General features: G+C 51.7%; 26 protein-coding genes. 21 read left to right on the top strand and 5 right to left on the bottom strand.

Annotated elements, in window-relative coordinates:
• The first annotated feature begins 159 nt into the window (after positions 1–159).
• From ACAN56_RS04525 to ACAN56_RS04495, 7 genes are all read left to right on the top strand, one after another.
• Complete coding sequence (locus tag ACAN56_RS04525; protein WP_038600332.1) at positions 160–621, top strand: Fur family transcriptional regulator; 462 nt, start codon at positions 160–162, stop codon at positions 619–621.
• A 2-nt stretch (positions 622–623) separates the two neighbouring features.
• Positions 624–887, top strand: a complete 264-nt coding sequence (yidD, locus tag ACAN56_RS04520) for a membrane protein insertion efficiency factor YidD (RefSeq protein ID WP_341379210.1) — start codon at positions 624–626, stop codon at positions 885–887.
• 358 nt (positions 888–1,245) lie between these two features.
• Complete coding sequence (metG, locus tag ACAN56_RS04515) at positions 1,246–3,261, top strand: methionine--tRNA ligase (protein ID WP_038594953.1); 2,016 nt, start codon at positions 1,246–1,248, stop codon at positions 3,259–3,261.
• A 260-nt stretch (positions 3,262–3,521) separates the two neighbouring features.
• Positions 3,522–4,529, top strand: coding sequence for a metal ABC transporter solute-binding protein, Zn/Mn family (locus ACAN56_RS04510; RefSeq protein ID WP_038594952.1), 1,008 nt, complete (start codon positions 3,522–3,524; stop codon positions 4,527–4,529).
• Between the two features lie 34 nt (positions 4,530–4,563).
• Positions 4,564–5,313, top strand: coding sequence for a metal ABC transporter ATP-binding protein (locus ACAN56_RS04505; RefSeq protein WP_038594951.1), 750 nt, complete (start codon positions 4,564–4,566; stop codon positions 5,311–5,313).
• Positions 5,314–6,109: 796 nt separating this feature from the next.
• Complete coding sequence (locus tag ACAN56_RS04500; RefSeq protein WP_038594950.1) at positions 6,110–6,913, top strand: metal ABC transporter permease; 804 nt, start codon at positions 6,110–6,112, stop codon at positions 6,911–6,913.
• Positions 6,914–6,961: 48 nt separating this feature from the next.
• Positions 6,962–7,675: a cytochrome c biogenesis CcdA family protein gene (locus ACAN56_RS04495; protein ID WP_038594949.1), complete on the top strand. Its 714-nt coding sequence runs from the start codon at positions 6,962–6,964 to the stop codon at positions 7,673–7,675.
• A gap of 1 nt (position 7,676) precedes the next feature.
• Here ACAN56_RS04495 and splB read toward each other — a convergent pair whose 3' ends face one another.
• Positions 7,677–8,753 (bottom strand): spore photoproduct lyase, encoded by a 1,077-nt coding sequence (gene splB, locus ACAN56_RS04490; protein WP_379140727.1) that lies wholly within the window; start codon positions 8,751–8,753, stop codon positions 7,677–7,679.
• Between the two features lie 191 nt (positions 8,754–8,944).
• Here splB and mntR point away from each other — a divergent pair, with 191 nt between their 5' ends.
• From mntR to ACAN56_RS04475, 3 genes are all read left to right on the top strand, one after another.
• On the top strand, positions 8,945–9,370 hold the full coding sequence (mntR, locus tag ACAN56_RS04485) for a transcriptional regulator MntR (RefSeq protein WP_038594947.1): 426 nt from the start codon (positions 8,945–8,947) through the stop codon (positions 9,368–9,370).
• 178 nt (positions 9,371–9,548) lie between these two features.
• Positions 9,549–11,225 carry a family 10 glycosylhydrolase gene (locus tag ACAN56_RS04480; protein WP_038594946.1) on the top strand — a complete coding sequence of 559 codons (1,677 nt, stop codon included), beginning with the start codon at positions 9,549–9,551 and terminating at the stop codon, positions 11,223–11,225.
• Between the two features lie 94 nt (positions 11,226–11,319).
• Positions 11,320–12,267, top strand: a complete 948-nt coding sequence (locus tag ACAN56_RS04475; RefSeq protein WP_038594945.1) for a patatin-like phospholipase family protein — start codon at positions 11,320–11,322, stop codon at positions 12,265–12,267.
• Between the two features lie 215 nt (positions 12,268–12,482).
• On the opposite strand, the gene ACAN56_RS04470 is transcribed toward ACAN56_RS04475, so the two are convergent.
• On the bottom strand, positions 12,483–12,818 hold the full coding sequence (locus ACAN56_RS04470) for a hypothetical protein (protein WP_038594944.1): 336 nt from the start codon (positions 12,816–12,818) through the stop codon (positions 12,483–12,485).
• A gap of 7 nt (positions 12,819–12,825) precedes the next feature.
• Positions 12,826–13,776 carry a DUF1385 domain-containing protein gene (locus ACAN56_RS04465; RefSeq protein WP_144024220.1) on the bottom strand — a complete coding sequence of 317 codons (951 nt, stop codon included), beginning with the start codon at positions 13,774–13,776 and terminating at the stop codon, positions 12,826–12,828.
• Between the two features lie 207 nt (positions 13,777–13,983).
• On the opposite strand from ACAN56_RS04465, the gene ACAN56_RS04460 reads away from it, so the two are divergent.
• The 4 genes from ACAN56_RS04460 to ACAN56_RS04445 all read left to right on the top strand — a co-directional run bounded on the left by ACAN56_RS04460 (position 13,984) and on the right by ACAN56_RS04445 (position 17,709).
• Complete coding sequence (locus tag ACAN56_RS04460) at positions 13,984–14,475, top strand: YqhR family membrane protein (protein WP_038594942.1); 492 nt, start codon at positions 13,984–13,986, stop codon at positions 14,473–14,475.
• A gap of 74 nt (positions 14,476–14,549) precedes the next feature.
• Positions 14,550–15,620: a M24 family metallopeptidase gene (locus tag ACAN56_RS04455; protein ID WP_038594941.1), complete on the top strand. Its 1,071-nt coding sequence runs from the start codon at positions 14,550–14,552 to the stop codon at positions 15,618–15,620.
• Between the two features lie 45 nt (positions 15,621–15,665).
• Positions 15,666–16,223, top strand: a complete 558-nt coding sequence (gene efp / locus ACAN56_RS04450; protein WP_038594940.1) for an elongation factor P — start codon at positions 15,666–15,668, stop codon at positions 16,221–16,223.
• Between the two features lie 232 nt (positions 16,224–16,455).
• On the top strand, positions 16,456–17,709 hold the full coding sequence (locus tag ACAN56_RS04445) for an aspartate kinase (protein WP_038594939.1): 1,254 nt from the start codon (positions 16,456–16,458) through the stop codon (positions 17,707–17,709).
• Between the two features lie 73 nt (positions 17,710–17,782).
• Here the strand turns inward: ACAN56_RS04445 and ACAN56_RS04440 are convergent, their stop codons facing one another.
• Together ACAN56_RS04440 and ACAN56_RS04435 are read right to left on the bottom strand one after the other, a co-directional pair.
• Positions 17,783–18,649, bottom strand: a complete 867-nt coding sequence (locus ACAN56_RS04440) for a YitT family protein (protein ID WP_052092222.1) — start codon at positions 18,647–18,649, stop codon at positions 17,783–17,785.
• 37 nt (positions 18,650–18,686) lie between these two features.
• Positions 18,687–18,857 (bottom strand): hypothetical protein, encoded by a 171-nt coding sequence (locus ACAN56_RS04435; protein ID WP_156130937.1) that lies wholly within the window; start codon positions 18,855–18,857, stop codon positions 18,687–18,689.
• A gap of 133 nt (positions 18,858–18,990) precedes the next feature.
• Between ACAN56_RS04435 and ACAN56_RS04430 the strand changes: the two genes are divergently transcribed.
• From ACAN56_RS04430 to spoIIIAF, 7 genes are all read left to right on the top strand, one after another.
• The gene (locus ACAN56_RS04430) at positions 18,991–19,254 is read left to right on the top strand and encodes a YqhV family protein (RefSeq protein WP_379140721.1); all 264 of its coding nucleotides are present in this window, start codon (positions 18,991–18,993) and stop codon (positions 19,252–19,254) included.
• Between the two features lie 83 nt (positions 19,255–19,337).
• Positions 19,338–20,339, top strand: coding sequence for a stage III sporulation protein AA (gene spoIIIAA / locus ACAN56_RS04425; protein ID WP_038594938.1), 1,002 nt, complete (start codon positions 19,338–19,340; stop codon positions 20,337–20,339).
• Complete coding sequence (gene spoIIIAB / locus ACAN56_RS04420; protein ID WP_038594937.1) at positions 20,332–20,850, top strand: stage III sporulation protein SpoIIIAB; 519 nt, start codon at positions 20,332–20,334, stop codon at positions 20,848–20,850. Before spoIIIAA ends, spoIIIAB begins: the two co-directional genes overlap by 8 nt.
• A gap of 13 nt (positions 20,851–20,863) precedes the next feature.
• Complete coding sequence (gene spoIIIAC, locus ACAN56_RS04415; RefSeq protein WP_020426549.1) at positions 20,864–21,067, top strand: stage III sporulation protein AC; 204 nt, start codon at positions 20,864–20,866, stop codon at positions 21,065–21,067.
• 9 nt (positions 21,068–21,076) lie between these two features.
• Positions 21,077–21,466 (top strand): stage III sporulation protein AD, encoded by a 390-nt coding sequence (gene spoIIIAD / locus ACAN56_RS04410; protein WP_038594936.1) that lies wholly within the window; start codon positions 21,077–21,079, stop codon positions 21,464–21,466.
• A 48-nt stretch (positions 21,467–21,514) separates the two neighbouring features.
• Positions 21,515–22,780 (top strand): stage III sporulation protein AE, encoded by a 1,266-nt coding sequence (gene spoIIIAE, locus ACAN56_RS04405; RefSeq protein WP_379140715.1) that lies wholly within the window; start codon positions 21,515–21,517, stop codon positions 22,778–22,780.
• A gap of 96 nt (positions 22,781–22,876) precedes the next feature.
• A complete protein-coding gene (spoIIIAF, locus tag ACAN56_RS04400) occupies positions 22,877–23,644 on the top strand; it encodes a stage III sporulation protein AF (RefSeq protein WP_052092221.1) in 768 nt (255 codons plus the stop codon).
• The last annotated feature ends 20 nt before the right edge of the window (positions 23,645–23,664 follow it).

Raw genomic sequence — 23,664 nt, 5'->3', positions numbered from 1 at the left:
ATGGAAGGGCAGCTTTTTTTGTGGCAAATATAGGGGGATTAGGCCTGAAGTCTTCCAGCAAGCGAGTCTTGGGTGGCCCGTTTCATTGACGGGGCATTTGTTTTGGGGCATTATAAAGAGAGTGCAATACAAATGACCTATGTTATGGGAGATGAGCGAATGCTGTCGACAGAACAAATACTGGAAGCCATGTCGGGGCAGGGACTGCGAATCACCGATCAGCGCAAAACGCTTGCCAAGTTATTCGGCGAGAATACGGGATATTTGTCGGCGAAGGATGTTTATGAGCATATGGGCCGCAAGTACAGCGGGCTCAGCTTTGATACAGTTTACCGCAACCTGCGTGTCATGGAGGAACTGGGTGTGCTGGAGCAGGTGGTCTTTGAGGATGGCGTCAAGTTCAAAGGCAGCTGCAATCAGGATCATCACCATCACCATATGATTTGCCTTCAATGCATGAAGACTTACCCGATTCATTTCTGCCCGATGAATTTAACGGATACTCCGGATCAGTTCCGGGTGGTCAAGCATAAATTTGAGGTGTTCGGTTACTGCAAGGATTGTGAACAGAACCGTGAAGAAGAGACGGCACTTGCGGCGCACAGCAAAGAAGGGCACTGATTATGCCTATTATACGCAGAACGATCCAGGCCCCAATCCGCGTGTACCGCAAATTTATTTCGCCGCTTAAACCGGCGACCTGCCGCTTCTATCCGACTTGCTCAGCCTACGCGCTGGAAGCAATCGAAATCCATGGCCCGCTCAAGGGTTCGTGGCTTGCCGCGAAGCGAATTGGCAAATGCCATCCCTTCCATCCCGGGGGACTGGACCCGGTACCGCCGCGCAAAGAACACTCTGCCGGGGACGAAGCTGCTCCCACGACTTGACATGATGCCTGCATTGTGGGTATATTTTGGATAATAACATCAATTTCCGAGGAACGGATGAGTAGATCGGGACGTCCATTACAGAGAGCCGGGAACAGCTGGGAGCCGGTATGGTACGCAGGATTGAATATGGTCCGGGAGGAACTGTGTTCGAGCTGGAGCCGGATTGTTGCGGCTTAAGTAAGATAACAGCGTGTTCCAGCGTTAATGGACAGTTCCGCAAGGGAACTGGCGAAGCCTGTGTTCTGTGAAGAACCAGGGAACTTTGGGTGGTATCGCGTGAGTATACTCTCGCCCCATAAAGGGGCGGGAGTTTTTTGTGTTTATTGTGTTTGCCAAGACGAAAGGATGACATGAAATGAGCGATAAGAAAACTTTTTACCTGACTACGCCGATTTATTATCCGAGTGACAAGCTGCATATCGGGCATGCTTACTCTACGGTAGCTGGAGATGCTATGGCCCGCTACAAGCGCCTGCGCGGCTATGAGGTCCGTTATCTTACCGGTACGGATGAGCATGGGCAGAAGATTGAACGAAAGGCTGCTGAAGCCGGCAAGACCCCTCAGCAGTTCGTTGACGATATTGTCGTCGGCATTAAGGATCTGTGGCGCAAGCTGGATATTTCCAACGATGACTTCATCCGCACGACGGAAGAACGGCACAAGAAAGTGGTGCAGGATATCTTTGACCGCCTGCTGAAGCAGGGCGACATCTACAAAGGTGAATATGAAGGCTGGTACAGCATTCCGGATGAGACCTTCTACACCGAAACTCAGCTGGTGGATATCGAGCGGGACGCAAACGGTGCCATCACCGGCGGTAAAAGCCCGGACAGCGGCCACCCTGTCGAATTGGTCAAGGAAGCAAGCTATTTCTTCCGCATGAGCAAATATGCTGACCGTCTGCTGAAGTATTATGAAGAGAATCCGGAGTTTATCCTGCCGGAATCACGCAAGAACGAAATGATCAACAATTTCATCAAGCCCGGGCTGGAGGACCTTGCGGTCTCCCGTACAACCTTTGATTGGGGCGTTAAGGTCAAGGGCGACGAGAAGCATGTCGTGTATGTATGGATTGATGCATTGACGAACTATATCACAGCGCTTGGCTATGGCTCCGAGGACCGCAGCTTGTATGACAAGTTCTGGCCTGCGGATGTGCACATTGTCGGCAAGGAAATCGTGCGTTTCCATACGATCTACTGGCCGATCATCCTGATGGCGCTGGGCGAGCCGCTTCCGAAGAAAGTGTTCGCACACGGCTGGCTATTGATGAAAGACGGCAAAATGTCCAAATCCAAGGGTAATGTAGTGGATCCGGTCACGCTGATCGACCGCTACGGATTGGATGCGCTGCGTTACTATCTGCTGCGTGAAGTGGCATTTGGCTCGGATGGTACCTTTACGCCTGAAAGCTTTGTAGACCGGATCAACTATGATCTGGCCAATGACCTCGGCAATCTGCTGAACCGGACCGGGGCGATGGTTGAGAAATATTTTGGCGGCGAACTTCCGGCTTACGAAGGCAAGGTAACGGCGTTCGACGGCGAGCTTGAAGCGGCTGCGGGCAGCACCTATGCCAAAGTTGAAGAAGCGATGGAAAAAATGGAGTTCTCCGTGGCGCTTACCGCGATCGGGGCATTCATCAGCCGTACGAATAAATACATTGATGAGACCCAGCCTTGGGTGCTCGCGAAGGATGAGAGCAGAACCGGCGAGCTGGCTTCCGTCATGAGACATCTTGTGGAGGGCCTGCGCACCGCTTCGATTCTATTGCAGCCGTTCCTGACCAGCGCACCGGCGAAGATCTGGGAGCAGCTCGGCATTCAGCCGGGTGAGCTGACAGCCTGGGACAGCGGCAAAACCTTCGGCCTCATTCCAGCCGGAACGAAGCTGGCCAAAGGCGATCCAATCTTCCCGCGCCTCGATGTTGCTGTAGAGGTTGCCTACATCGCCGAAGCGATGGGTGCCGGCAAACCGGCGGCAGCAGAAGCGGAACCTGCAAGCGCTGAAAGCGGCGCAGCAGCTGAGCCGGAGGAAGAGCATAAGGAAGAAATCGGCATCGACGATTTTGCCAAAGCCGAACTGCGCGTGGCCCAGGTCATCGCCGCTGAGCCGGTGAAGAAGGCAGACAAGCTGTTGAAGCTGCAGCTTGATCTCGGTTATGAGCAGCGTCAGGTGGTGTCCGGGATTGCCAAGTTCTACACTCCAGAGGAGCTGGTGGGACAAAAGGTAATCTGCATCGTCAACCTGAAGCCGGTGAAGCTGCGCGGCGAGCTGTCGCAAGGCATGATCCTGGCCGCCTCCAAAGGCGACAAGCTGACGATCGCAACCGTACCGGACAGCATGCCAAACGGTGCAATTGTGAAGTAAACAGACTGTACCAGAACAAATAACGGGTCCAAATGGGCAAATCCCACTGACCCGCCGAACGACTGCAAGGGAACGCACGTAAGCCAGCAATGGCTGCGGGCGTTCCTTTTTGTTATGGATACAAGGGATACACAAAGCTTCGAAGCTGTAATTGACGCTGGCAGCGGAACGTTCGAGAGAACATGAGAGTTGACTTATCGTAACCATTACTATTATAATTCTCATAGTAAAATTTACGATTTAAGGAGTCGATAGTAATTATGTCTTTAACAAAACCACACAGAGGGCTGCTGCTGGTGCTTGCTCTGCTGGTAATCCTAACGCTTGCGGCCTGCGGTCCCAAGAGCAGCGGGAGTATCGTTGAGGGTAAAGTGAATGTAGTCACTACTTTTTATCCTATATATGAATTTGCCAAAGAAATTGGCGGGGAAGATGCCAATGTCATCAATCTGCTTCCGGTGGGTGTGGAGCCTCATGATTGGACCCCGCGCAGCCAGGATATCATCAATACTTCCAAAGCCCAGCTGTTTCTGTACAATGGTGCCGGACTTGAGGGCTGGGTGCCAAACTTCCTCAAAAGCCTCAACAGCGACAGTAAAGCCAAGGCTGTTGAAGTCAGCAAAGGCGTCGATTATATTATGACAGATGAAGAAGACGGGCATGATCATGGAGGCGAGGAACATGCGCATGAAGGTGAGGAACATGCGGATGAAGAGCATTCCGAAGAAACAGGCACCGACAGCCTGCATACAGATCCCCATACCTGGGTAAGTCCAAAATCCGCGCTTGTGATGGCTGAGAACATTAAAGAGAGCCTCCAGTCCGTCGATCCTGAGCATAAATCCGGTTATGAGGAACGTTATAACAAGCTTGCAGAGCGCTTGCAGGCGCTGGACAGCAAGTTTACGACAGAGCTTGCCAAGCTGCCGAATAAAGAAATCGTCGTGTCCCACCAGGCGTTTGCTTATCTCGCGCGTGATTATGGCTTGAAACAACATGCTATCATGGGCTTGTCCCCGGATGCGGAACCACGCGGGCAGGATTTGCTGGATCTGGCGGCTTTGGTAAAAGAGGAAGGCATCCGTTATATCTTCTTCGAGGAGCTGGTTTCCGACAAGCTGGCCAAAACCCTGGCTGGTGAAGCCGGTGTGGAGACGATGGTGCTAAATCCGGTTGAGGGACTTACCACCGAACAGGACAAGAATGGAGACAACTATTTCACATTAATGGAGAAAAATTTGCAAAATCTAATTCTGGCTTTACAATAGTAAGGAAAGTATAAGTGAAAGGCGGTACTTCACAATGCAATCGGTATCCTTGGACTGCCATCAGCATATGATCGAGATACAGGATCTTTCCTTCTCTTACGGAGAGCAGAAGGTGATTTCCAATCTGAATTACACCGTTAAGGAACGGGACTTCCTGGGAATTATCGGTTCCAACGGCGCCGGCAAAACAACCTTGCTGAAGATGATCGTCGGGCTCCTGCCCGCAACCAGCGGGGATATTAAATTATTCGGCCAGTCTGTCCGCAAGTTTAAGGATTGGGAGCGCATCGGCTATGTCCCGCAAAAGAATGCGTTCAACCCCTTGTTTCCGGCAACGGTCCGTGAAGTCGTGCTGTCCGGCTTGTACAACAATAAGAATCTGATCCGCAGAGTGTCCAAAGCGCAGCAGCGCCAGTGTGAGGACGCCCTTGAGGTAATGCGGATTCAGGATATCGCTGAGAAAAGAGTTGGCCAGCTGTCCGGCGGTCAACAGCAGCGTGTATTCCTGGCCCGTGCGCTGATCAACCATCCGGATTTGCTCATTTTGGACGAACCTACCGTCGGTATTGATGCCGAAACGCAAGCCGGGTTTTTCGACCTCATTATGCATATGCACGCCCATCATCATATGACTTTCCTGATGGTTTCGCATGACATCGACATGATCAAAAATTATCTGGGGCAGGAGCCGGTACAGAAAAACGGCAAAATCAATTTCTACTGCCGCCACTCTCATGACGTCCAGGATTGCGCCGTGGAGAACCTGCAGCATACACTTAGCTGATCCGGGGCTGTCACAATACACTTATTACTCCAAACCAGTTGCTGACATGCTAAAAAGCTGCAGTAAATACAAATATGCCGGATACCGTACCGTTAACCATCGGTCTGCCGCATCAGTAACTCAACCAGAAGCTAACTTTAGCAAGAAAACGCCTGATTTGGCATCTATGGACAGACTAATAACTTGATCTGCTGCATTATGTGCAGCAGAATAGCTACATATTTACTAGTTTTTATATTCTGATGTATTTCCTACATTAGAATTCAGTGAACGCACCATTATTCAGCCATATTGCTGCATTCTGCTGCACATAATGCAACAGAATTCCATATCAGCGCCAAAAGTGAGCAATCTATTGTATCATCTGCAGTAGATTGCTCTTCTCCGCTGAAACAAGCCGGTTTTCCCGTTGGTCATCCATTGTACAACATAGGATGACCAGGCTTTTGATCTTAGCCTTTGATCTTAGCCTTTGATCTTAGCCCTTGACCTTAGCCTTTGATCTAGCCTTTAATCTAGCCTTTGACCTTAGCCTTTGACCTTAGCCTTTGACCTTAGCCTTTGACCTTAGCCTTTGACCTTAGCCTTTATTCCGTACCCAGATCCCGCACCGGTAAAGCGTATCCCGTAAGGGAGGAAAAGCGTTCATTCCTCCGCTGTTACAAGATACCGCAATACACCTCTCCCACGCCAGTTGCACTTAAGCGGGTGTCCAGAGGGCAGAGCCCTTGGGGCCCTCCCTTGGAAGGGAGGGTTTGGGAGGGTTCGAAATTGTTTCAGACGAGGAGAATATATCTTGGAAATTCTATTCAGTGACTTTTTTCAACGGGCGCTTGCGGGCGGGCTGATGATCGGCATTACCGCGCCGCTTATAGGCGTTTTTCTTGTGCTCAGACGATTGTCGATGATCGGAGACACGTTGGCCCATGTGACCATCGCAGGTGTGGCGCTTGGCTTTCTGACCGGGTTTTATCCGCTGGGGGCAGGTCTGATTTTTGCGGTGGTGGCCTCCTTTGCCATCGAAAAGCTGCGCAAGGCGTACAAGAGCTACGCTGAGCTGTCCATCGCGATTATTATGTCAGGTGGGGTAGCGCTGGCTTCACTCTTTTTCACCTTAGGCAAAGGGTATAATGCGGATGTGATGAGCTATCTGTTCGGGAGTATCTATACGCTCAATAATACAGATCTGATTGTAGTGGGTATCGTGACGATTGCCGTAGTTGTAGTTGTGACGCTGTTTTTCAAGGAGTTTTTTCTGCTCAGCTTTGAGGAGGATGCGGCGAGTGTCAGCGGCCTGCCTGTGAAGCTGCTCAACATGCTCATTACGGTGCTTACGGCGCTTGTGATCAGTACGGCTATTAAGATTGTCGGTTCGCTGCTCGTGTCTGCGCTGCTGACGATTCCGGTGGCGATCAGTCTGCTGCTGTCACGCAGCTTCAAGTCTTCGGTTGTACTGTCGGTTATCATTGCCGAGATTGCTGTTGTGGGAGGTCTGGTAGTTGCGGGGGTGTGGAATCTGGCGCCTGGGGCAACAATCGTTCTGCTGCTGATTGCCCTTCTGACCCTGACACTAATCGGCAAAAAAGGATTGCCCACGTAAGTATGTAACTAGCAAAGTGACCCTGAACCCGGAAGGAGAGCTGCCGCTTTGTCGAACCTGAATGCAGGAATTGCTTTTGCCGCTGGTGTGGCGTCGTTTATATCACCTTGCTGTCTGCCGCTTTACCCTTCGTATTTATCTTATATTACCGGGTTGTCCGTGCAGCAGCTGAAGAGCGGCAGTAACAGCAAAGAGGTACGTTTCCGCACCCTGTCGCATACGCTGGCTTTTATCCTGGGGTTTTCAGTAGTCTTTTATACGCTCGGCTTTGGGGCCGGGCTGTTCGGGCAATTTTTCAACGGGCAGCGTGATCTGATCCGCCAATTGTCGGCTATCCTAATCATTGTGATGGGACTGTTCCTGCTGGGGATTTTTCAGCCACAGTTTCTGCTGCGGGAACGCAAGCTTGATCTGAAATGGAAACCGGCGGGTTATGCCGGCTCCTTTATTTTTGGCATCGGCTTTTCCGCGGGCTGGTCACCTTGTATCGGGCCGATTCTGACGGCAATCATCGCGCTGTCTGCCAGTGATCCGGGAACTTGGTTTACGATGATTACCGCATACAGTATCGGCTTTGCCTTGCCGTTTTTCGCACTGGCCTTCTTCCTGGGCGGGGCGAGAAAAATCCTGAAATATTCCAATGTGCTGATGAAGATCGGCGGCGCACTAATGGTCTTAATGGGGGTTTTGCTGTTTACAGATCAAATGTTCCGGATAACGATCTGGCTGCAGGGAGTCACGCCGGACTGGCTGATCTTCTAGCTTAGGTAAAATAATCAATTCCCGCTTCCGGGAAATGTTCAAAAATCCGCTCTGTGATGAACTCCCGCAGGGCGGTTTGCTGTTCGTCAGGGTACACATATTTATTCTGGCCCCAGCGGCCCCATTTCTTTTTGCGCTTTTCAATATCCATCTCCAGCTTTGATTTGGGGTAACGTTTCTCAATCACGGTTTTGGCCGTTTTGGTGAAACGGTGCTGAATCATCTCAAAAGTCAATCCTTTGCCCACATCCGGCGGAAGGGTTTTGGCCAGTTTCTCCAGCAGTTCCGCATAGCCTTTTTCCCAGCCGTCATGCCAGATAATCGGTGCGATGATAAAGCCCAGCGGATAACCGGCCCGGGCTACTTTTCCCGCAGCCTCAATCCGCTCCTCAAACCGTGAAGTAGCCGGCTCGAAGTTCTTGATGACATAGTCGGCATTCACACTGAAACGGATTCGTGTATGGCCGTTATGCTTCAGTTGAAGCAGCGGCTCAACATGCTGGTATTTGGTTACAAAACGCAGCCGCCCGAGCGGCTCTGCGGCCATGAAGCTGATCAGCTCCGTCAGGGAGCCGGTAATATGCTCCAACCCGAGCGGATCTGAAGTACAGGCGGCTTCAAACGTAGTGATTTCTGGAGCGCGCTCTTCGATATATTTTTTAGCGGCCTCGATGACGTCCCCGGTGTTCACATAGACACGGATATAGGGCTTGGCCCCCAGCGTGGTTTGCAAATAACAATAATGGCAATGTCCCATGCAGCCGGTGGCAATCGGAATCGCATAATCCGCGGACGGCTTGGACTGGTCAAAGGTCAACGTTTTGCGCAGGCCGACCACCAGTGTTCTTTTGGCGATTTTGTATTGCTCAACCTCGGTTTCGCCGGGCAGGTTCGTAATACGGTTATGCGAGGTCGTCATGCGGTAGGGGATGTTCTGGGCTTTGACCCATTCCATAATCCGTACTCCTTTGGGATAATTAAGCGAATCCGGCTCGAAAAAAACCAGCTCTGGAATGAAAAGACCGGTCGGCTTTTTCTGTCTTTTTACCGCGGGACGTTCGGGCGTTACTACAGTCATGGGTTCACGCTCCTTAGGGATGAGGATATCGTTATTGTGCCGGTTAAGGGCGGAATAAAATCATGGTAATCATCGCTATGCAGGGCAACAAGGGGCCGGAGGACTTGCCAAAGAGCGGCAGAAACATGTATCATTGTTAGAGCAAGGTTGGCCCCCGCGCCACGCTCATTATAGAAAAGAGGTAAACTTGAATGCCAACACCCAGCATGGAGGATTATTTGGAGCGCATATACAAGCTCATCGACGAGAAAGGATATGCGCGGGTTTCGGATATTGCCGAGGGACTGGAAGTACACCCCTCCTCTGTAACCAAGATGATCCAAAAACTGGATAAGGACGACTATCTCATCTATGAGAAATATCGTGGGCTTGTCCTAACGAGCAAAGGTAAAAAAGTAGGAAAACGTCTCGTTGACCGTCATCAGCTGCTGGAGGAGTTTCTTGGCCTGATCGGAGTACAGCAGGAGCATATTTATAAGGATGTGGAAGGCATCGAACATCATTTGAGCTGGGATTCTATCACGCGGATTGAAACGCTGGTGGAATATTTCCGGCGCGATGAAGCACGTCTCCAGACCTTATACGATATTCACCATGAGCTGGTCAGCGATTCTTAAACGAAGCAGATTTTTCTTGCTTTGCGCAACTTTTCCAGTTTTTTTACGTCAAAACGGGTAACGTTCTTTTTTTCTATGACCCCGTTTCCAAAGCAAACGGCCGTCTCCCTTATTTAAGGACGAGAGGGCCGTTTCTTTTTGTTTATACACATTTCAGAATGTAAACCTGGGAGGAATTATGAATTACCGAAAATGGATTGTAGGATTGCTGGTTTTTGTCTTGTGCCTGTCTGTAGGGTTACCCGGTGTCCGTGCGGCAGCGGTGCCTATTACGATTGAGCTGGATGGGAAACTACTAAGCAGTGATGTGCCGCCGTACATTACCGCTTCCAACGTAACACTGGTGCCTGTAGCTGTAGTCAGCAGGGGACTTGGCGCGACAGTGGATTGGAACCAGAGCAGCAAGACGGCCACGATCAGCAAAGGGAGCACTGTGCTGAAGCTGACCAGCGGCAGCACAACGGCCCTCGTGGACGGAGCTTCTATCAGCCTTGAAACATCAGTTCAGAGCCGGCAGGGCCGGGTGATGGTGCCGCTTCGTTTTGTAGGCGAACAGCTCGGGCTACAGGTGGCCTGGAATAAGGCAGCAAATAATATTGCCCTATACTCGAATACCGAAATTATCAGTCCTGTGACCCCGTCGGTTCCAACTACACCGGAAGCGCCTGCGGTGCCAACACCTACCGTGCCAACGCCAACGGTGCCGAAGCCAACCGTTCCTGAAATCCCGTCCATTCCGGGAGCAAAAACAGGCAAGGCGATGAAAGGGGCGTGGATCTCCACCGTATTCAATCTGGATTGGCCGTCGACCTCATCGGCAAACAATGCCGACAAACAGAAGAAAGAGTTCAACACCATGCTGGACAAGCTGCAGGCCACCGGCTATAACGCCGTATTTGTCCAGGTCAGACCGTCAGGGGACAGCCTGTATCCTTCGGTGCTTGTTCCCTGGTCCAAGGTGTTAACCGGAACGCAGGGGAAGAATCCCGGTTATGATCCGCTGGAGTACATGGTTAGCAGCACACACGAACGCGGTATGGAGTTTCATGCCTGGTTCAACCCGTTCCGTGCAACCACGGATGCCAGCACTTCAAGCCTTGCCAGCAATCATGTGGCCAAGGCCCATCCGGAGTGGATTGTAAAAGCAGAGAACAAGCTGTACATTAATCCGGGAATTCCTGAGGCGCGCCAGCATATTATCGACACGGTGATGGAGGTTGTCAAAGGCTACGACATTGATGGTGTGCATTTGGATGACTATTTTTATCCCTCCGGCTCTTTCGCCGATGACACGGCGTTCAATACATATAACGCCAAGGCTATCTCGAGTAAAGGGGATTGGCGGCGGGACAACATCAATGAATTTATCCGCCAGCTAGGCCAGGAGATTCATAGCGCCAAGTCAGATGTTTCTTACGGTGTCAGCCCGTTTGGCGTGTGGCGCAACAAGAAGGCCGACAGTACCGGCTCGGACACAACGGCAGGCGTATCAGCCTATGATGACATGTATGCGGATACCCGGACATGGATCAAAAACGGCTGGATCGATTATATTGCACCGCAGATTTACTGGAGTTTATCCTTCTCCGCTGCCCGCTATGACAAGCTGGTAGACTGGTGGGTAAATGAAGTTAAGGGTACCGGAGTGAAGCTGTACATTGGTCAGGCAGCTTATAAGGTTGGAGCAAGTGATCAGAAGGCCGAATGGCAGAGCGGCGAGCAAATCATCAACCAGCTCAAATATAACGAACAGTACGATGAGGTTGCCGGAAGCATTATGTTCCGTGCGAATGATATCGTCGTGCGTGATCCGTTCGGACTCTCCAGCTTATTGACGTTCTATTTCAAATCCTGATGAATTGCCGGCAATTGCAATCATAAGAAGTCATGAAACTACCCCCGTGCTCATAGATAAGCAATAGGATCTATGGAACGGGGGTAAACTCTGTATGGAGATTAATGCTGTGTTTGAAGGCGGTGGGGTAAAGGGAATATCGCTCGCGGGAGCTGTGGAGGCGACGGAACATGCGGGCCGCACCTTTCGTAAAGTAGCCGGAACCTCCTCGGGTTCCATTATCGCCTCGATGCTGGCTGCAGGTTATAACGGTGAAGCCATGAGCCGGATTATAAAAGGAACTTCTTTTTCTTCTTTTTTGAAACGGGGAGCGTTGTACAACACAGCTTTCGTAGGCCCTGCGCTGCGGGTGATGATTAAAAAAGGCCTGTACTCAGGAGAGGCGCTGGAATCCTGGATCCGCGGCATTTTGCGGGAGAAAGGCATTGTTACCTTCAGTGATTTACCGCGCGGAAAGCTGTCCATCATTACTTCGGATATCTCGAACGGACGAATTGTTGTCCTTCCGGACGGACTGGAGGAATACGGCATAACCCCAGGCGGGTTTGAAGTCGCCAAGGCAGTCCGTATGAGCTGCAGCATTCCTTATTTTTTCGACCCGGTTATGCTGCGTTTAAGCGGGCAGGCTGCCCGGGGGAAGTCATTCACTGAACAATTCGTTTATTTCGTGGACGGAGGACTGCTCAGCAATTTTCCGTTATGGCTGTTCGATGAGAAACAAGCAGGCTTTAAAAGTCCGGGGCACAACATCCCTACAGTCGGCTATCAGCTGATCGGGAGGACGGATCCCCAGCCTCACCGGATCACCGGTCCCTTCAGTATGCTGCAGGCGCTGGTTGGGACCATGCTGTCGGCCCATGATGAACGTTATATCGAAACAGAGAAACTTGTGCGGACGGTCAAAATTCCGACACTGGGGATTTCCACAACCAGTTTTCATATTTCCCCGGTGCAGGGTGATGATCTGTACGCGGCGGGATATAAGGCGGGGGAGGAATTCTTCAAAAACTGGAGGCCGCCCGTTCACAAGCTCTCCCAGTGAGTCTCCATCTTCCCACCGCAGCAATGGTATTAAAAAAGGCATCCCACACGTCAGTTATGCAACGTGGAGATGCCTTTTTGAAAAGATAAGAATTTATATGTTTCACGCTATAAATTATCCTTCTATTTCTCGCTGAAACGGATACCGTCCTTTTGAGGACGGCAAAGCCGTTTCCACTTTTGCTTACAGTTTTCTGCTTGAGCAGCAAGAACCTGTTAATGATATTTTGGAAGCTGATCGTCGCTTTTACCCTTGCTGCCCTCGATAACCTGGAACGGATAGCTTTTGCGTTTACCGGGTGCGGTTTGGGCTTTGCGTACCCCGGCCACTTTAGACATGGTTTTCTGTGAAGGCTTTACTTTTGTACGTGGTCTGCCGGGAGTCCGTGTTTTTCCCGCCGGTGTCATCTTGTAGCCATAATAGAGCAGACCGAATAACACCAAAGGAAAAATGAATACCGACAACGTTCCGAATACATCGCTCAACATTCCTGTAACGAGACCCAGTACCGCAAGCGATACCGAAATCCAAAAAATCAAAGCATGCCTCATAGGCCACTCATCCTTTCGCAGGATCCAATATGCCGCCTGACACTCTCACTTCTGAATATTCCCCTGCTTCAATTGCGGCATCAAGCTCCCGCATCCGGTTGAACGAGGCGATGGAGACTTCCACCATATCATCCTTTGGTTCCTTAGTGGTGAGCAGCTGCAGCCACAGCCCCGGATAACCTAAATACTTGAGACCCGGAATGTCGCGTACAGCGTTGGTGCCCTTCAGCACTTCAAACGATACACCAATGACGACAGGAAGGAGAATAATCCGCTGCAGTACGCGCTGGGTAAGGTTATCCCAAGGGACAACGGAGTAAATGATCACGCCCAGTACAATAGTCAGCATCATAAAGCTGCTTCCACAACGGTAATGCAGGCGGCTGTACTTCTGTACATTCTGAACAGTCAATTCCTCACCGGCTTCAAAAGCGCTGATGACCTTATGCTCGGCTCCGTGATACTGGAACAACCGCTTGACCACCGGGGTCTGCGAGATTGCCCATAAATAAACGAGCAGAAGAACCAGCTTGATCGCACCTTCTACGAGGTTGTGCAGAACATAGTTATCAAATGCATTGCCGAATAAAAAATCTTCAACGAATACCGGCACCAGCGTAAATATTACCTTACCGAAGAGAAAGGAGAGAATACCCATAACCGCCACGCCAAAAATCATGCCGAGGCTCCAGCCCTCATCCTTTTTCTTTTCTTTTTCTTTCTGTTGCTTGGCAAGCTCTTCCGGCTCTGTTTCATCCTCAGCATACGATTCCGCAGAGTAATTCAGATGTTTGGAGCCTTTGGCGCTGGAATCTATAATACTGACAATGCCGCGAAGCAGCGGAATCTTGCGCAGTTTAACGACCCAGCTCTTATCGCTTCTCGGCACCTCCAAAAATGTGATTTCCTGATTCTTCCTTCTTACGGCTGTTACGTTGATATGCTTGCCGCCGAACATGACGCCTTCAATAACGGCTTGGCCGCCGTAACTTGGAGTTTCTTGGGACAACCAATTCACCTTCCCATGTATTAATATGATTTATATAATACATTGTAACTAATTTATGCCCACATTGCTAGTTGGATTGCCTTTTCCTGTGCATACTAGCATTTAGAGAGCGGAGGGGCCTAAGGGCAACCTATATATTGAAAGTGAGGCAGTAAGATGAATAATGCAGGCAAGCAAAAATCGCAGCATACGAACCCTTTTTATTTTGCCATTGAACTGGGCTTTTTTGCCGGAATAATCTGGGGAGGGATCCGCTGGCTGATGTATGCCTTTCATTTCACCAAGGTTCTTCCTGGTTTTTTGGCCGAGCCGTTCTTTAAACATGAATTTCTGATGACAGCGGCCGGGCATTTGGCCGGATACCTGTCTTTTATCGTGTTCTCGGTAGCCGCATCACTCTTTTATGTGCTGATCTTCCGCAAGCTGAAGGGCCCCTGGCCGGGGATTATTTACGGGGTTCTGTGCTGGTCCGCGCTCTTTCTTGCCGGGTCGTGGCAATTTCTCATGCAGCCTCCGTTCAGGTTGCCTTGGAACTCTGTAATCAGTGAATTTTGCATCTTTTTACTCTGGGGTTTGTTCATCGGCTATACCGCGGCGATCGAGTATACGGATGAGCGGAAACGCGAGCAGCAGACAAGCCTGGCTTAATGGCCCGAAAAAACTTCTCAAGGGCATGACCCTATGTTAAAATACAATGTGGCTATTTCGAGAGGAGAATGAAAATGGGCAACGAGCGCGTCTCCAAGCTGCGTACGGTTTTGCAGGAACAGGGATTGGATGCGATGTTAATAACCAGCGGCATCAACCGCCGCTATTTGAGCGGATTTACCGGCTCTTCCGGTTATGTACTGGTGACCGGTGATGACAGTTATCTGCTGACCGACTTTAGGTACATGACACAGGCTGCAGAGCAGGTGAACGGACTTAAAGTGGTTCAGCATGGTGCGAAATTCATTGACACTGTACGCGAACTGCTGCCGCAGGGCAGCAATATCCGTGTCGGCTTTGAACAGGATGATGTAACCTTCAGCGCTTACACCGCATATGCTGCGGCTCTGCAGCCTGCGGAACTGGTTCCAGTCTCCAAAGCAGTTGAGAACCTGCGCATGTTCAAGGACAAGGAAGAGCTGGCCGTCATGCAGCGGGCAGCGGATTTGGCGGATGCAACATTCAGCCATATTCTGAATGTGATCAAGCCCGGCATGACCGAGCGTGATGTAGATCTGGAAATGGAATTCTACATGCGTACCCATGGCGCTACTTCTTCATCGTTTGACACCATTGTGGCTTCCGGTGAACGTTCGGCAATGCCTCATGGCGTGGCAAGCAGCAAGGTCATCCAGAACAACGAATTCGTAACCTTCGATTTCGGTGCGCTGCTGGACGGCTACTGTTCGGATGTAACCCGCACCATTGCGCTGGGAACTCCGGATCCCAAGCTGAAAGAAATCTATGATATTGTACTTGAAGCGCAGCTGCACACGCTGGCTAACATCAAGCCGGGTATGACCGGACGGGAGTGCGACGCTTTGGCGCGTGACATTATTACCCGTTATGGTTATGGGGATTATTTCGGCCACAGCACAGGCCATGGCCTTGGCATGGAAGTCCATGAATGGCCGCGGTTGTCCAAGCTTGCTGATGAAATTATGCAGCCGGGTATGGTAGTAACTGTGGAGCCGGGCATTTATTTGGAAGGCCTTGGCGGTGTGCGCATTGAGGACGACATCGTGATTACAGACAGCGGCATTGCGCTGCTCACACATTCGTCCAAAGATTATACGGTATTGTAAGGATCGCTTGAACAGGTAAATTATTGATTCCAGGAGGGATTTTTTGTGATTTCAGTTAACGATTTCAAAACAGGCTTGACCGTAGAGGTAGAAGGCGACATCTTTACCGTACTTGATTTCCAGCACGTTAAACCAGGTAAAGGTGCGGCATTTGTTCGCTCCAAACTGAAGAATCTGCGCAACGGCAACACTGTAGAACGTACATTCCGTGCAGGTGAAACTATTGGCCGGGCGATCATCGAGAACCGTGGTGTGCAATATCTGTATGCCAGCGGTGCGGAACATGTATTTATGGACAACGAAACTTATGATCAATTCGAATTGTCTGCCAAGCAATTGGAATGGGAGCTTAATTTCCTTAAAGAAAACATGACTGTGAACATCGTCAGCTACCAGGGCGAAATTCTCGGAATCAACCTGCCTACCAGCGTTGAGCTGAAGGTTGTAGAAACAGAGCCGGGCATCAAGGGTAACACGGCTCAGGGCGCTACTAAATTTGCTAAGGTAGAAACCGGATTGAACGTTCAGGTTCCTCTTTTCATTAATGAAAACGACGTGCTTCTGATTGATACCCGCGAAGGTAAATACATCTCCCGCGCGTAAGATTTGTCCTGCCTTAACTTACATTTATACCAACCGGCCTCCCTCGCATCCTGCGGGGGAGGCTTTTGGCTACCCGGGTAAGGCAGTCTGGTAAATCACGGAAAGAAACGGGAATTGGGCGCTTTTTTTGTGAAACCATTAACGCATGATATGGTTTTCGTATTATACTGGTTTAAAGCGGGAAACCAAATATAAGCTACTACATAGAGCGAAATAGGGAGTGAATGGGACTTTGTCACTTTATGTCATGAAATTCGGAGGCAGCTCCGTCGGCGATATTGAACGCATGCAGCGTGTCGCCAAACGCATCGCAGACAAGCAGGATGAAGGGCACCGCTGTGTTGTGGTTGTATCCGCCATGGGGGACACCACGGATGATCTAATCGATCAGGCGAAGCAGCTGAACGCTCAGCCGCCCGCGCGTGAAATGGATATGCTGATGACGACGGGGGAACAAATCTCTGTTGCGCTTCTTTCCATCGCATTGCACGGAATCGGCCGCAATGCCGTATCGTATACGGGCTGGCAGGCCGGCTTCGTCACCGATGAGACTCACGGCCGGGCACGGATCAATGAAATTGATCCCCACCGCGTGCTGGAGTCGCTGGAGCGCGAGCAGATCGTTATTGTAGCCGGATTCCAGGGGATGACCCAGAGCGGCGAAATTACCACGCTGGGCCGCGGAGGTTCGGATACGACAGCCGTAGCGCTGGCAGCCGCCATCAAAGCGGATGTATGCGAAATTTACACGGATGTGGACGGCATCTACTCCACAGATCCGCGCATCGTGAAGAGAGCGCGCAAGCTGAAGGAAATCTCTTATGATGAGATGCTGGAGCTGGCTAACCTGGGAGCGGCAGTACTACATCCGCGCGCCGTGGAATATGCCAAACGATATCAAGTGAAGCTGGTCGTCAGATCGAGCTTTAACCATAATGAAGGTACTGTTGTGAAGGAGGAAGCGAGCATGGAGCAGGGAGTAGTAGTTAGCGGAATTGCCTATGACAAGAACGTGGCGCGGGTCAGTATTCTGGGAGTGCCTGATGTTCCCGGCGTATTGGCCCAAGTGTTCGGCAAGCTGGCCGAAGAAGGCGTTGACGTAGATATTATCGTACAGAGCGGCGTGCAGAATGAGAAAGCGGATTTCTCCTTTACGGTGGCGCTTAGCGAGCTCGCACGGGCCAAGGAAGTGATCGAGGGGCTGCACAGCGCCTTGCCTTACCGGGAAGTCACTTCAGAGGATAATCTCGTCAAAGTATCGATCGTAGGCGCAGGTATGGTCAGCCATCCGGGTGTGGCCGCGCAAATGTTCGAGGTCATTTCCCAAGAGGGTGTAAGCATTAAGATGGTCAGCACCTCCGAGATCAAGGTATCTTGCGTGATTGAATCCGGCAATCTGCAGCAGATTATTCAGGCGCTTCATACCGCCTACAATCTGGATACAGAGGAGCAAGCCTTCGTCGGGGGTCCGCAGGACCGCCGCTAAATAACAAAAAGTCCTATTCCCGCTATAAAAGTGGTGAATAGGACTTTTTGTTATGGGCAGCTTTCCGCTGCTGTTATCCGAGACGCCGGAACCGGCCGACAATCTCTACGGTCTGCAGAACATTGACGAAGGACTTTGGATCGGTTTCCAGAATTGTTTTTCTCAGTTCGGCAAGCTCATATCGGGTCGTTACAGTCATCAGCATTGTATTGCCTTCATGACTGTAGCCGCCTTCCGCATTGACGACGGTAACGCCGTGAGGCAGAAGCTTGAGGCGGGTCAGCATCTTTTCCCGTTCCTTCGTGACGATGAAGCAGGTCAGCTTGATGTGGCGGCTGTGGATCATATCGACTACACGGCTCTTGACGAAAATACAAAGCATAGCGTAAAGGGCAGAATCCCAGCTTTTGAAGAAGCCGAGGCTAAGGATTACCAGACCATCCATTACAAAGAGTACGGTGCCCATTGGAATATCGTGTTTGCGCGTAATAATAGAGCCAAGTATATCAAAACCCCCGGAAGAACCCCCTGCACGAAGCGAGAAGCCTACCCCGCCCGCAATTATTACCCCGCCGAAGATACTGGCAAGGATCGGGTCCTTGGTCAGTTTCACCAGGGGGATGACGGTCAGAAACCAGGTAGTGGCTAGTACCGAGAGCATGCTTAAGCAGATATATTTCTTCCCTACGGCAATGAAGCCCCAGATCAGAATTGGAAGATTGATACCAAAATAGAACAGTGAGATGTACTTCGGATTCGTTAAATAACCAAGGATGGATGCCGTCCCTGCTACCCCGCCACTTAGCAGCTGATGAGGAATAAGGAACAGCCGGAGTCCGCTCGCCACCAGAAAGGCCGAGAAAATAATGATGGCCACATCCCTCACCTGTTTGGCTACTGTGTTTGAAACAAGCGGTACTACGAAATTACGAACTTGCATGACATAAATCCCCTCTTTTTCCGATGTCTTTATCCAACTATAACAATGTAACAAGAAGCTTGAAGCGATAAGTACGCTTGTAGTTTATCCCACAGGCCGCCCTTATATTTTCCAGCTCCTTTTTTTCAGGCACTGCAAAATTTATTTTATCATACTGATGATATTTTTTTATAGAGGGATTCACTATGATTTCTTTCACATCTTCCAATTGAAAACCGCCCATTTCTTATTGTCTAAAGTAGGCAAGTCCAGCATATCCATGGATAACAGCAAGTTTTCCCGCGGGTGAAGTCTGGCAGGTTGCAATTCAATTTCCAATTGTAAAAAAGGAGTTGAACAGATTGGACAAGTATGTGAGCTGGATGGCGGCGCTTCGGCTGCTCTCAGGCAGTGTGGAAATAACGGCTGCGCTGATCATGCTGCGGCTGAATCAGGTGGACAAGGCACTGGCGGTCAATTCCGGGCTGGCTCTGGTCGGACCTACGATACTAATCTTAACGACGGCGGTTGGTCTCACAGGGATGGCGCAGGAGCTGTCCTGGGGCAAGCTGGGCTGGATTGGCTGCGGGGTAGCCTTTCTCTTAATCGGGATTCTGAAAAAATGATAGATGATAGTCATAAAGCACAGGTACAAGCATAAATATGGAATAAAGCTATTAAAGTAGAGGACAACTTGGGGGTACTCTGTATGGCTAACGACTGGCTTTTATTGTTTCCCGAAAAAGTAAGGGCGCTGCTGAGAGGACTTCCTGTTCATTTGCTGGACAAGGTGGAGGAAATCCGGGTCCGCGAAGGGCGTCCGCTGGAGATCAACTATTCCGGCAAATATCATTTCCTCACCGGCGACGGCAGTCTGACCCAAAGACCCGAAGAAGCGTACAAGCCAAGCCGAGAGGACACTCACCGGTTGCTTGACCTGATCAGCAATCATTCGCTCTATACGATGGAAGAAGAACTGCGCAAAGGCTTTATCACCATCCCCGGCGGACATCGCATTGGTCTTTCCGGCCGGACCGTCTTAAGCGGCGGCGGCGTGGAACACTTGCGGGACATCACCGGCTTCAATGTCCGGATCGCCCGTGAGCTGCCCGGCATTGCCGACGGAATTCTGCCCTACCTGCTGGAAAGGGGGAGGCAGCGGGTCATGCACACGCTGATCCTCTCGCCGCCGCAGCATGGCAAGACTACCCTGCTGCGCGATCTCGCCAGGCAGATCTCGACAGGGAGCCCAAGAGGGCGGGAGGGCAACCGGCCGGGACTGAAAGTCGGCATCGTCGATGAACGTTCGGAAATCGCCGGCAGCCGCCGCGGCATCCCGGCCTTTGACGTGGGTCCGCGTACGGACATCCTCGACGGCTGTCCCAAGGCGGAAGGCATGATGATGATGATCCGCTCCCTGTCGCCCGATGTGCTGATCGCCGATGAAATCGGCCGCCCTGAGGATGCCGAAGCCGTCACCGAAGCGCTGCACGCCGGCATCTCGGTAGTGGCCTCGGCCCACGGCAAGGAAGTGGCCGAGCTGGCCCGGCGGCCCGGCCTTGGCGGATTGCTGGAACATCATATGTTCGAGCGTTACGTCATCCTGCACCGGACGGACGCCGGGCTGTCGTTCCGCATCCTGGACGGGCAGAAACGCGGGCTGCTGCTGGTCTCGCCTGAAGAGCGGCTGGGCGGTGACCGCCATGCTTAAGCTGTTCGGAGCCGTGCTGATCGTGCTGGCGGGTACGCTGGCCGGGTTCAAGCGGGCTGCGCAATATGCTGACAGGCCCCGGCACATCAGAGGCCTTATCGCAGCGCTGCAGCGGCTGGAGACCGAGATTCTGTACGGCTTCACCCCGCTCCCGGAAGCACTGCGCCGGATTGGGCTGCAGTCCAAGGATCCGCTGAGGGCGTTTTTTATGAGAGCGGCTGAAGAGATGAGCCCGCCACATGACCGCAGCGCCGAGGAAGCCATCCAGCGGGCTATGGATGCCCACTTCAAAACCGCCTCCCTGAAGGGAACGGAGCAGGAGATCCTCCGGCAGCTGAGCTGCACGCTCGGCACCAGCGACAGGTCGAATCAAAGCACGCATATCGCGCTGGCTTTGCAGCAATTGAAGCAGGAGGAGACAGTGGCCAGAGAAGATCAGGGCAAATATGAAAAAATGAGCAAAAGCCTGGGTCTGCTGCTTGGAGCATTGATCGTCATTTTGATCTTTTAGCGAGGTGCCAGGAATGAATATTGAAGTCAATGCGATCTTTCAGATTGCCGGCATCGGCATCATCATCGCCATGATTCACACGGTGCTCAAACAGATGGGTAAAGAGGACATCGCCCATTGGGTGACGATAGTCGGGTTCATCATCGTGCTGTTTATGGTGATCCGCATGCTGGACGGACTGCTCCAGGAAATCAAAACGATTTTTCTTTTTCAATAGGCAGGCCTTATGGAAATCATTCAAGTGGTAGGAATAGGGCTCCTGTCAACGGTTCTGATCCTTGTTCTGAAGGAACAAAAGCCCATGTTCGCCTTTCTGCTGACCACTGCGGCAGGCATTCTGATCTTCCTGTTCCTGATCGGCAAGATCGGCACGATTCTGGGCACGCTGGAGCGGGTGGCGGAGTCCTCCGGGATGGAAATGATCTATCTCAAAACCGTGTTTAAAATCATCGGGATTTCCTATATCGCGGAGTTTGGAGCGCAGATTGTGCGTGATGCCGGACAGGAATCCATCGCCTCCAAAATCGAGCTGACCGGCAAGGTGCTGATCATGGTGCTTGCCGTACCGATCATCAGCATTATTATCGAAACGGTGATGAAGCTCCTGCCCGCCTGATCCGTGACCCTTAGTAAAAAAAGCCAGAGAAAGGCGGGAGGAAAGGATATGCGTCAACGCAGTATTTTTCGTCCGCCAAAACTAAAAATGCTGCTGCTGCTCCTGCCCTGCCTGCTGTTTCTGTGGTGTGCGGATACCGCCCGGGCTACAGCCGCTGCGCCAACCAATGCGCCAATTACCTCACCAACGTCTTCACCCACCCAGGGAGGAACTTCCTCTCCAGTGGATCAGTGGGTGAAAGGGCAAATGCAAAGTCTGCCGACAGACAAGGTGGAGTCGTACTGGGACCAGCTGATGAAGGATTACGGAGGATTTTTTCCGGACGGGAAGACTCCTTCGCTGATGGATATGCTGCTGCCGGGGGAGAAGGGACTCAGCTTCAAAAGCGTGCTGACCGGACTGACCTCCTACATGTGGCACGAGGTGCTGTACAACGGCAAGCTGCTGGTGACGATCGTTATGGTCAGTGTGCTCAGCATGATTCTGGAGACGCTGCAGACCGCTTTTGAACGGAAATCAGTCAGTAAAATCGCCTATATGCTCTGTTACATGGTTGTGCTGGTCATCGCCGTCAACAGCTTCAATATCGCAATCGGTTATGCCAAGGATGCCATCGACCGGATGATCGATTTCATGATGGCGATGATCCCGCTGCTCTTCGCGCTTCTGGCTTCGATGGGCAACATCGTTACGGTGTCGGTTACCCATCCGCTGATCGTTTTCATGATCCATGCGGTGGGCACGCTCATCCACACCGTCGTGTTCCCGCTGCTGTTCTTCTCGGCGGTGCTGCATCTGGTGAGCGCAATGTCCGAGAAATACAAGCTGACCCAGCTGGCCAATCTGCTGCGCAACATCGGAGCGGGCTTGCTCGGCGTACTGCTGACGGTGTTCCTCGGAGTCATTTCTGTCAGGGGGATCACCAGCTCGGTTACGGACGGGGTGACCATCCGTGCCGCCAAATACATTACGGGGAATTTCGTGCCGGTTATCGGCAAAATGTTCGCGGACGCCACCGATACGGTGATCTCGGCCTCACTGCTGGTGAAGAATGCCATCGGGTTGTCGGGCGTCATTATCATCCTCTTCCTTTGTGCTTTTCCGGCGATCAAAATCCTGGTTCTCGCGCTGATCTACAATGTGGCCGCAGCAGTCATGCAGCCGCTGGGCGAGACACCGATTGTAACCTGCCTGCAGACGATCGGCAAAAGCATGATTTATGTATTCGCGGCGCTGGCCGCCGTATCACTGATGTTCTTCCTGGCCGTCACGATCATGCTGACGGCCGGCAATGTCACCGTCATGATGAGGTGAATAGGGAACAGCTTCAAAGCGGTTTTTTCTCCGAAGTGAGTATTGTCGAAGTGAGTTCTGCGATGCAGTCCTAAGAAAACTTGTAGGAGGTAGACAATGACCTGGTTGGGCGGATGGCTGCGGGAGCTCATTCTGGTGGTGCTGATGGCCGCCTTCGTGGAAATGCTGCTTCCGAGCAAGTCGATGGAGCGTTATGCCAGGCTGGTGCTCAGCCTGCTGGTCCTGCTTACTATGCTGAGCCCGATCGTCTCTTTTCTGAAAGGAGATGCTGCAGCAGAGCTGAGTGTGGCGATGGTGCAGCAGGAGAAACACGGCGGTCTTTTGTCCGGTGCAGGTGACGGGGCAGACTCGCTGGAGAAAATCCTGGCGGACGGGCGGAGGCTGGCTGCGGGAGCGAAGGAACAAAGTCTGAAGCTGGCCGCCGAAGAGGTGGCTGGGCAGATGAGAGACCAGATTGCCGGCAGCACAGGGGTAGGCGGGGCGAAAGTCACCGTAACACTTGGGATGGGCAAGGCTCCCGGGGAGGGCGGCGGTGAAGAGGTTCCGTTAATCTCTTCGGTGACCGTCTCCCTGCCGGCAGCAGCTGGAGCAGTGGAGGCTGGGGGTACAGGTGCGGAATCAGACAATGGCGCAGGCACAGCAGAGCCGATCATCATCCAGCCGGTGGAACCTGTGCAGGTTAGCCTGGGCGGTGAAGAGGGAGAGGCAGCTGAGGTTGGAACGGAAGCCGGGACATCGGTTGAAGACAGCCCCAGTGCAAATACCGATGAGGAATTGATCATCAAGCTGCTGGAGCAGAACTGGAATTTAGACCGCGATGCGATCCATATTCAAGGCGGTAAAAACGGCGCCGAGAAATTATAAATATAGCTCTACCAATACGG

The organism is Paenibacillus paludis, assembly GCF_042610515.1.
Lineage (GTDB): Bacteria > Bacillota > Bacilli > Paenibacillales > Paenibacillaceae > Paenibacillus_AQ.
The sequence above is the reverse complement of the archived record's forward strand: the minus strand, read 5'-3'. Positions and strand labels throughout refer to the sequence as shown.

Coding starts and splice junctions, on each gene's coding strand:
- ACAN56_RS04525 (WP_038600332.1), top strand. CDS start 160: ATGCTGTCGACAGAACAAATACTGGAAGCCATGTCGGGGCAGGGACTG.
- ACAN56_RS04460 (WP_038594942.1), top strand. CDS start 13,984: ATGAATAATGCAGGCAAGCAAAAATCGCAGCATACGAACCCTTTTTAT.
- yidD (WP_341379210.1), top strand. CDS start 624: ATGCCTATTATACGCAGAACGATCCAGGCCCCAATCCGCGTGTACCGC.
- ACAN56_RS04505 (WP_038594951.1), top strand. CDS start 4,564: ATGCAATCGGTATCCTTGGACTGCCATCAGCATATGATCGAGATACAG.
- spoIIIAB (WP_038594937.1), top strand. CDS start 20,332: ATGCTTAAGCTGTTCGGAGCCGTGCTGATCGTGCTGGCGGGTACGCTG.
- metG (WP_038594953.1), top strand. CDS start 1,246: ATGAGCGATAAGAAAACTTTTTACCTGACTACGCCGATTTATTATCCG.
- spoIIIAA (WP_038594938.1), top strand. CDS start 19,338: ATGGCTAACGACTGGCTTTTATTGTTTCCCGAAAAAGTAAGGGCGCTG.
- ACAN56_RS04440 (WP_052092222.1), bottom strand. CDS start 18,649: ATGCAAGTTCGTAATTTCGTAGTACCGCTTGTTTCAAACACAGTAGCC.
- ACAN56_RS04480 (WP_038594946.1), top strand. CDS start 9,549: ATGAATTACCGAAAATGGATTGTAGGATTGCTGGTTTTTGTCTTGTGC.
- ACAN56_RS04455 (WP_038594941.1), top strand. CDS start 14,550: ATGGGCAACGAGCGCGTCTCCAAGCTGCGTACGGTTTTGCAGGAACAG.
- splB (WP_379140727.1), bottom strand. CDS start 8,753: ATGACTGTAGTAACGCCCGAACGTCCCGCGGTAAAAAGACAGAAAAAG.
- spoIIIAC (WP_020426549.1), top strand. CDS start 20,864: ATGAATATTGAAGTCAATGCGATCTTTCAGATTGCCGGCATCGGCATC.
- ACAN56_RS04470 (WP_038594944.1), bottom strand. CDS start 12,818: ATGAGGCATGCTTTGATTTTTTGGATTTCGGTATCGCTTGCGGTACTG.
- spoIIIAE (WP_379140715.1), top strand. CDS start 21,515: ATGCGTCAACGCAGTATTTTTCGTCCGCCAAAACTAAAAATGCTGCTG.
- mntR (WP_038594947.1), top strand. CDS start 8,945: ATGCCAACACCCAGCATGGAGGATTATTTGGAGCGCATATACAAGCTC.
- spoIIIAD (WP_038594936.1), top strand. CDS start 21,077: ATGGAAATCATTCAAGTGGTAGGAATAGGGCTCCTGTCAACGGTTCTG.
- spoIIIAF (WP_052092221.1), top strand. CDS start 22,877: ATGACCTGGTTGGGCGGATGGCTGCGGGAGCTCATTCTGGTGGTGCTG.
- ACAN56_RS04465 (WP_144024220.1), bottom strand. CDS start 13,776: ATGTTCGGCGGCAAGCATATCAACGTAACAGCCGTAAGAAGGAAGAAT.
- ACAN56_RS04510 (WP_038594952.1), top strand. CDS start 3,522: ATGTCTTTAACAAAACCACACAGAGGGCTGCTGCTGGTGCTTGCTCTG.
- ACAN56_RS04475 (WP_038594945.1), top strand. CDS start 11,320: ATGGAGATTAATGCTGTGTTTGAAGGCGGTGGGGTAAAGGGAATATCG.